The 7,909-nt window shown below is 66.4% G+C and carries 7 protein-coding genes; 2 read left to right on the plus strand and 5 right to left on the minus strand.

What is annotated here, in order from left to right:
• Positions 1-123: 123 nt before the first annotated feature.
• The 5 genes from N5D91_RS23980 to N5D91_RS24000 form a co-directional block, all read right to left on the minus strand.
• Positions 124-1,488, minus strand: a complete 1,365-nt coding sequence (locus N5D91_RS23980; protein ID WP_279909091.1) for an MATE family efflux transporter — start codon at positions 1,486-1,488, stop codon at positions 124-126.
• A gap of 118 nt (positions 1,489-1,606) precedes the next feature.
• The gene (locus N5D91_RS23985) at positions 1,607-2,224 is read right to left on the minus strand and encodes a DUF2239 family protein (RefSeq protein ID WP_180854627.1); all 618 of its coding nucleotides are present in this window, start codon (positions 2,222-2,224) and stop codon (positions 1,607-1,609) included.
• Positions 2,225-2,348: 124 nt separating this feature from the next.
• A complete protein-coding gene (locus N5D91_RS23990; protein WP_032130356.1) occupies positions 2,349-2,837 on the minus strand; it encodes an 8-oxo-dGTP diphosphatase in 489 nt (162 codons plus the stop codon).
• A gap of 42 nt (positions 2,838-2,879) precedes the next feature.
• Positions 2,880-3,389, minus strand: coding sequence for a DUF1249 domain-containing protein (locus N5D91_RS23995; RefSeq protein ID WP_049398213.1), 510 nt, complete (start codon positions 3,387-3,389; stop codon positions 2,880-2,882).
• Between the two features lie 150 nt (positions 3,390-3,539).
• Positions 3,540-4,361, minus strand: a complete 822-nt coding sequence (locus tag N5D91_RS24000) for a pyruvate, water dikinase regulatory protein (protein WP_110712723.1) — start codon at positions 4,359-4,361, stop codon at positions 3,540-3,542.
• 145 nt (positions 4,362-4,506) lie between these two features.
• On the opposite strand from N5D91_RS24000, the gene ppsA reads away from it, so the two are divergent.
• Together ppsA and N5D91_RS24010 are read left to right on the plus strand one after the other, a co-directional pair.
• On the plus strand, positions 4,507-6,885 hold the full coding sequence (gene ppsA / locus N5D91_RS24005) for a phosphoenolpyruvate synthase (RefSeq protein WP_110712724.1): 2,379 nt from the start codon (positions 4,507-4,509) through the stop codon (positions 6,883-6,885).
• Positions 6,886-7,035: 150 nt separating this feature from the next.
• On the plus strand, positions 7,036-7,909 hold an 874-nt coding region (locus tag N5D91_RS24010), incomplete at its 3' end, for a mechanosensitive ion channel domain-containing protein (protein ID WP_279922769.1).

Consider the following 7,909-nt stretch of genomic DNA (forward strand, 5'->3'; position numbering starts at 1 on the left):
ACACCTGCATCACCAGTGGCCGGCCCACCGCAGCCGCCGCAACGACGGTGATCCGACCGCGTGGTAGAGCCGGCCACTGGCCGGCTGCCCGGACCATTCCGGGTTGCCGGCCAGCGGTCGGTATTACCCGCCTTGCACCCGTCGCCGCCAACGCGCGAAGCAGAACACCTGCATCACCAGCATGGCCACCAGTCCCAACGGCCACGCCCACCACAGCCCCGGCAGACCATGCCGCGCCTGCAACCACACCGCCAGCGGCAGCTCCAGCAGCAGTACCGCCGCCATGCCCAGCAACGCTGGCAACATCACCGTGCCACTGCCTCGCATCACTCCGACCAGCACCGTGCTGCCCCCTATCGCCAGCACGCCCCATACCACCGTGCGCAGCTGCGATGCGGCCAGTTCGCGCACCTCTGCGGCCGCCAGAATCAGCCCGGTCAGCCAAGGTGCCAGCGCCACAACCAGCACCACCACCACGCTCAGCATCGCCAGTCCAAGCAGCACGCCGGTGCGAGCGATGGCGGGCAGCCGTGCCGTGCGCCCCGCGCCCATCGCATGCGCCGCGAGGATGGTGGCGGTGATCCCCAGCGACATCGCCGGCAGTTGCACCCAGCTCATCAACTGGTTGACCGCACCGTAGGCGGCCGTGGCCGTGTAGCCGTAGCGGTTGATCCAGCCCAGCAACACGATTTCGGCAATGGCCAGGCTGAGCATCTGCAGCGACGACGGTACGCCGATGCGCAGCATCGCGCGGATGAGCACGCCATCGAAACGGATGGCACGCAGCAGCTCACGTCCCGGCGCCAACGGGTGCCCCATCCTCTGCCACCGCCACATAAGCCAGGCCAGGGCCAGCACCGAGGCAAACGCCGCCGAGACTGCCGCACTGGCCGAACCCAGCTGCGGCAGGCCGGCCCAGCCGAGGATCAACAGCGGCGTGCACAGCAGGCCGACCACCGTTGCCAGCAGCAGCGCATGCAGCGGTGTCTTCGCATCGCCCACCGCGCGGCTCACCGCAGTGGCCAGCCACAGCAGGAAGAACACCGGTGCCGTCAGCAACAGCACGCGTGCGTAGACAATGGACTCACTGAGGACCGCTGCCGGCGTGCCCAACGCCACCAGCAGTTGTGGCGCGAAGCCGCCGCCCACAGTCATCACCAGCACCGACAGCAGCAGGATCAGCGCCACCGCGCTGCCAGCCACGGCGCGTGCCTGCTGCGGGCGGCCCGCGCCCCAGGCCTGGCCGATCAGCACCATCGCACCGGTCGCCAGGCCCATTACCAGGGCCAACAGCAGGAAGAAGACCGGAAAGAACGCAGCCGCTGCAGCCACTGCCTGTGTGCCGAGCAGATGGCCGAGGTAAATGTTGTCCAGCGTGCCTGCGGCCAGCTGCAGCGCGTTGGTCAGCAGCATCGGCAACAGCAGGGTCAGGTAGGTGCGCCACAGTGGTGGTGCAACCGGGGGCGTCGGATGTACAGGGGTGCTCATGGGAGTCTCTGGGCAAGGCGCCGCCCTGCCCGGCGTTTCCGCCAGCAAAGCAAGCACAGGGGAAGCGGGCCGTGGCCCGCGGTCAGGTGGCGCCGTCGCTCAGCAACGGCGCGATGGCTCAGCCGCCAGCGTCTTCGAAGGCCAGGCGCAGGGCATGGTCGCGCACATCCGCGGGCCAACTCCGCAACGCCGCTTCCAGGCCCGCGCGGTCATGCGCGAACAGGACACGGATCGCCTCCTCGAAACCCGGCAGGTCACCGGCGATGGTCTGCAGGAAGTGATAGGTACGCTCGCTGTGGCGGCGCTGGCGGTCCTTGTCGGCACCGGCACGGCTGGCCGCTTCCACCAGCCGGCGAAGCACCACCGAGGCCCCACCCGGCTGATCGGCCAGCCACGCCCAATGGCGCGGCAACAGCGTCACTTCGCGGGCGACCACGCCCAGCTTGGGGCGGCCACGGCCACGTGGGGTTGCGGGCGCCTCTTCGGCAGTGACGTCGGCATCCGTCTCCACGGCGGCGGGAAACGCTTCGTTTACCCGCGCCAGCAGTTCTGCGTCACTGCCGCGCGTATCGAAATCGCGAGTGCGGCCGGTGGCGTTGTCGAACACCAGCAATGGTCCGGCAGCGTTGTCGGCGCGCAGCTGCTTCAGCGCCAGCGCGGCCACTTCCGGGGTACCGGAAGCGACCAGGCGATGGCCGTCGAAACAACTGAAGGGAGGGAGTCGGGACGCAGGCATGGCAATGGCATCAGAGGCGATGCGCAAATATTGCCCGGGTAATTTGATCCCGTCAATATTGCCCGGGTATTAATTTGCCAGAAGAGCGTACCAACCAAGGTTGGCAGCTACCCGATTTCCCGGTTCACAGGCGGCTGAAGGACCAGCTCACCATGCGCCCGTCCTTGTACGGCATCACGCCGTGGAACGGGCGCGGGTCGGCGTCGAACACCAGCGGCAGGAAGTTGCGGTCGCCCTCCCACATCGGCAGGGTGTCCAGCTTGTCCAGGTCCACCCACTCCAGCGTGCCTTCGTGGTTGCCGCCGTGCGGGGTGCCCTCGAATCCATCGATGACGAACACGAAGCCCAGCCAATCCTCGCCGTGCTTGCCGAAGCCTGGCCAGCTGATGGTGCCGCGCAGGCGCATGCTGGTGCAGTCGATGCCGGCTTCCTCGGCGATCTCGCGGCGCATGCTGGCCGCCACATCCTCGTCCGCTTCGATCTTGCCGCCCAGGCCGTTGTACTTGCCCAGGTGGTGGTCACCGGGACGGGTATTGCGATGGATCATCAGCACCTGGCGACGATCAGGCGACAGCACATAGCCCAGGGTGGCGACGATCGGGGTGTACGGCATGGGGCAGCATCCAGCGGCAGGTCAGCCGTGGATTATGGCCGATCAGCGCACCAGCGACAGGCGGCGCTCGGCAGGTGTGCCAGCACCGTCGGGATCGCGGCGCAGGGTGGCCACGCCGTGGCCGCGCTCGGCCAGGTACTCCAGCCACTTGCCGAGGAAGGTGTTCATCCGCATGCGGTGGCTGATCAGCTCCGCCGGCGGCGGATACAGGCCCATCGTGTCCTGCCAGCGGCGGCCCACGTAGCAATGGGTGGTCTCGGCCTGGCGCGCGTCACGGTACAGGCGCACATAGGCCGACGGATCCGGCTCGCCGGTGACCGGGTCGGCCAGGTCGTAGGTCAAGCGCAGTTCCACCGTGTAGCGGTGGCACTCGATCACGTCCAGGCGCACGTCCAGTCCGTCGCCGATCGAGGAAATGTAGCTGCCCGCCACCAGTCCGGCCGGTTCGAACAGGCGCACCAGGTGGCGGTAGTTTTCCGCGTACAGGCCCATGAGCCAGCTCAGCCGGCTCAGGCGGGGAATGCGTTCGGTGCGGGGCAAGGCTCGGGCCATGGGTCGATCCTACACGTTGGTGCTTCAACGTGGGGGCGCGCACGTGCAAGCCAACCCCTGGGTAGTGCCGGCCGCTGGCCGGCAGCCCTGCATCACAGCCGAGGGTTCATCGAGCAGCCGGCCAGCGGCCGGCTCTACCAGCTCTGAGGATCAATACAGCTCGCGCTGCAGCCCCAGCGTGGCCAGCACCTTGCTGGAAATCTCCTCGATCGAGGTATGGGTGGTGCTCAGGGTCGGGATCCGCTCCATCTGGAACATCACCTCCGCTGCAGCCACCTCGCGCTTGCAGGTGTCCAGGTTGGCGTAGCGCGAGTTCGGGCGCCGCTCCTGGCGGATCTGCTGCAGCCGGTCGGGATCGATGGTCAGGCCGAACAGCTTGCGCCGGTAGGCACGCAGCCGCGGCGGCAGGCGGTCGCTTTCCAGGTCTTCGTCGGTCAGCGGGTAGTTGGCCGCGCGCACCCCGTAATGCAGGGCCAGGTAGATGCAGGTGGGCGTCTTGCCGGCGCGCGACACCGCCACCAGGATCACGTCGGCATCGTCGTAGTTCACCGCGATGCCGTCGTCATGGGTCAGGGCGAAGTTCATCGCGTTGATGCGGCGGTGGTAGGTGTCGAAATCGACCATGCCATGGGCCTGGCCGACCCGGGCCAGGCGCGGGGTGGCCAGTTCGCGCTCCAGCGGTTCGATGAACGGCGCGAACACATCCAGCATCAGCGCGCCGCTGTCGGCCAGGATCAGGCTCAGGCTCTGGTCCACGCAGGAGTTCACCACGATCGGCCGGACCTGGTACCGCTCCCCTGCCGCCTGGATCCGGGCACAGGCTTCACGCGCTTTTTCGGGGTCGTCGACAAACGACATGCGATCGGTAATGAAGCTGAACCCGGAGAACTGGGTGAGCAGGCTATGCCCAATGGTTTCAGCGGTGATACCGGTTCCATCGGAAACGTAGAACACCGGACGGATGGTCGACATGCGCGCTTTTACCCCCTACGAAGCCTAAAAAGGCCGCCAGCACAAGCTTGTGCCGACGGTACTCTGCCCGGCATCATATCGGCTTCTTCCTACGGACGCGGCCATTCCAGCCCGCCTCGGGCGATGGCCAAACGGAGCATCGCGCTTGAACGAGAACATCCTGTGGTTGCACGAACTGCGTCTGGCCGATCTGGCCCGCGTAGGCGGCAAGAATTCGTCGCTGGGCGAGATGATCGGCAACCTGGCCGGTCTGGGCGTTTCGGTGCCGGGCGGTTATGCCACCACCGCTGAAGCCTTCAAGGACTTCATCGCGCACAACGATCTGTCCAAGCGCATCTTCGACAAGCTGGCCACGCTGGACGTCGAGGACGTCAACGCGTTGACCGCAGCGGGCAAGGAAATCCGCACCTGGGTGATCGATGCCCCGCTGCAGCCGCAGCTGGACCAGGACATCCGCAGCGCCTACGCCCAGCTGAGCGCCGACAACGGCGGCGGCGACGTGGCCGTGGCCGTGCGTTCGTCGGCCACCGCCGAGGATCTGCCGGATGCCTCCTTCGCCGGCCAGCAGGAAACCTTCCTCAACGTCACCGGTGCCGACGACGTCGTGCACAAGGTCAAGGAAGTGTTCGCCTCGCTGTACAACGACCGTGCCATCGCCTACCGCGTGCACCACGGCTTCAAGCATGAAGACGTGTTCCTGTCCGCCGGCGTGCAGCTGATGGTGCGTTCGGGCGTCGGTTCCTCCGGCGTGCTGTTCACCCTGGACACCGAGTCCGGCTTCCGCGACGTGGTATTCGTCACCTCGTCCTTCGGCCTCGGCGAAATGGTCGTGCAGGGCGCGGTCAACCCGGACGAGTACTACGTCTACAAGCCCACCCTGCAGGCCGGCAAGCCGGCGATCCTGCGCCGCTCGCTCGGCAGCAAGGCCATCCGCATGGTGTATTCGGATGTTCCGGGTGAGCGCGTCAGGATCGAGGACACTCCGGTCGAACTGCGCACCACCTTCTCGATCAGCGACGAGGACGTGCAGGAACTGTCCAAGCAGGCGCTGGTCATCGAAAAGCACTACGGCCGCCCGATGGACATCGAGTGGGCCAAGGACGGTGTCAGCGGCAAGCTGTTCATCGTGCAGGCGCGCCCGGAAACGGTGAAGTCGCGCAGCCATGCCACCCAGATCGAGCGCTTCGCGCTGACCGAAAAGGGCGGCAACGTGCTGGCCGAGGGCCGTGCCGTTGGTGCCAAGATCGGCTCGGGCGTGGCCCGCGTGGTGAAGACGCTGGACGACATGAACCGCGTGCAGCCGGGCGACGTGCTGATCGCCGACATGACCGATCCCGATTGGGAACCGGTGATGAAGCGTGCCTCGGCCATCGTCACCAATCGCGGTGGCCGTACCTGCCATGCCGCGATCATCGCGCGCGAGCTGGGCGTGCCGGCCGTGGTCGGTTCGGGCAACGCCACCAAGGTCATCGAAGATGGCCAGCTGGTCACCGTCAGCTGCGCTGAAGGCGATACCGGCTTCATCTACGAAGGCAAGCTCGGCTTCGAGCGCACCACCACCGATCTGGGCAACATGCCGCCGGCACCGCTCAAGATCATGATGAACGTGGCCAACCCGGAACGTGCCTTCGACTTCGGCCAGCTGCCGAACGCCGGCATCGGCCTGGCCCGCCTGGAAATGATCATCGCCAGCCACATCGGCATCCACCCGAACGCGCTGCTGGAATACGACCGCCAGGATGCGGCAACCAAGAAGAAGATCGACGAGAAGATCGCCGGTTACGGTGATCCGGTCAGCTTCTACGTGGATCGCCTGGCCGAAGGCATCGCCACCCTCACCGCCTCGGTCGCACCGAACGCCGTGATCGTGCGCCTGTCGGACTTCAAGTCCAACGAGTACGCCAACCTGATCGGCGGCAGCAACTACGAGCCGCACGAAGAGAACCCGATGATCGGCTTCCGCGGCGCCAGCCGTTACGTCGATCCGAGCTTCTCGGCCGCCTTCGCGCTGGAGTGCAAGGCCGTGCTGCGCGTGCGCAACGAAATGGGCCTGGACAACCTGTGGGTCATGATTCCGTTCGTGCGCACCCTGGAAGAAGGCCGCAAGGTCATCGAGGTGCTGGAACAGAACGGCCTGAAGCAGGGCGAGAATGGCCTGAAGATCATCATGATGTGCGAAGTGCCGTCCAACGCACTGCTCGCCGATGAGTTCCTGGAGATCTTCGACGGCTTCTCGATCGGCTCCAACGACCTGACCCAGCTCAGCCTGGGCCTGGACCGCGATTCGTCGATCGTCGCGCACCTGTTCGACGAACGTAACCCGGCGGTGAAGAAGCTGCTGTCGATGGCGATCAAGTCGGCACGTGCCAAGGGCAAGTACGTCGGCATCTGCGGCCAGGGCCCGTCCGATCATCCGGATCTGGCCGAGTGGCTGATGCAGGAAGGCATCGAATCGGTGTCGCTGAACCCGGATACCGTGGTCGATACCTGGCTGCGCCTGGCCAAGCTGAAGGCCAACGGCTGATGCCGTGATGGCCACAGGCTGACGTCGTGTTCATCGGCGTCGGCCGATACTGCTGCTGCACGCAAGCCCCGCCTCTGCGGGGCTTCGTGTTTCTGGCGTGCATGTACGCCCTGCCCCGCGCAGATTCCCCCCGCAGCAAAGGACTTCCGCATGATCGCCGCAGCAGCACCCGCCCCCGCCGCAACACCCTGGTTCCACTCCCTCGATTGGGAACGCCTGCTGGAGACCTACGGCGTGCCATTGCTGGCCGCGATCGTGGTGCTGCTGGTCGGCATGTGGGTGGCACGACGCCTGTCCAATGCGATGCCACGCGCCACCGCGCGCATGGGCGTGGACCCGATGCTGGGCAATTTCCTGCGCAACGTGGTGTACGCCGCATCGCTGGTGATCGTGGTGGTGCTGGCGATCGGCACGCTGGGCGTGCAGATCACCCCGCTGCTGGCCGTGCTTGGCACCGCCGGCCTGGCGGTAGGCCTGGCGCTGAAGGATTCGCTGTCCAACATCGCCTCGGGCGTGATGCTGGTGACGCTGCGCCCGTTCCGCGTCGGTGATGTGGTGACGGTGGCCGGACAAACCGGCACGGTGCGCGAAGTGCGCATCTTCCAGACCGTCATCACCGGTGCCGACAACCAGCACACCACCATTCCGAACACGTTGATCACCGCTGCGCCGATCATCAACCTGACCGCCGAGCCGACCCGCCGCGTCGAACTGGTGGTGGGCATCGGCTATGAAGACAACATCCAGCTGGCGCGCGACACCGCGCTGGCGCTGATGAAGGCCGACCCGCGCGTGTTGCAGACGCCGGCACCGGACGTGGTGGTGTACGAGCTGGGCGCGCACGCGATCAATCTCGGCATCCGCTGCTACGTGAAGTCGGCCGACTGGTTCGGTACCAAGGTCACGCTGCTGGAACAGCTCAAGCTGGGCTTCGACAAGGCCGGCATCAACATCCCGTATCCGCAGCAGGACATGCACCTGTACCTGCATGGCAAGGATGGCGGCGTGGTCGAGGCCGACGCAC

The sequence above is a fragment of the Stenotrophomonas sp. GD03794 genome (genome assembly GCF_029842145.1).
Taxonomy (GTDB): Bacteria; Pseudomonadota; Gammaproteobacteria; order Xanthomonadales; family Xanthomonadaceae; genus Stenotrophomonas; species Stenotrophomonas riyadhensis.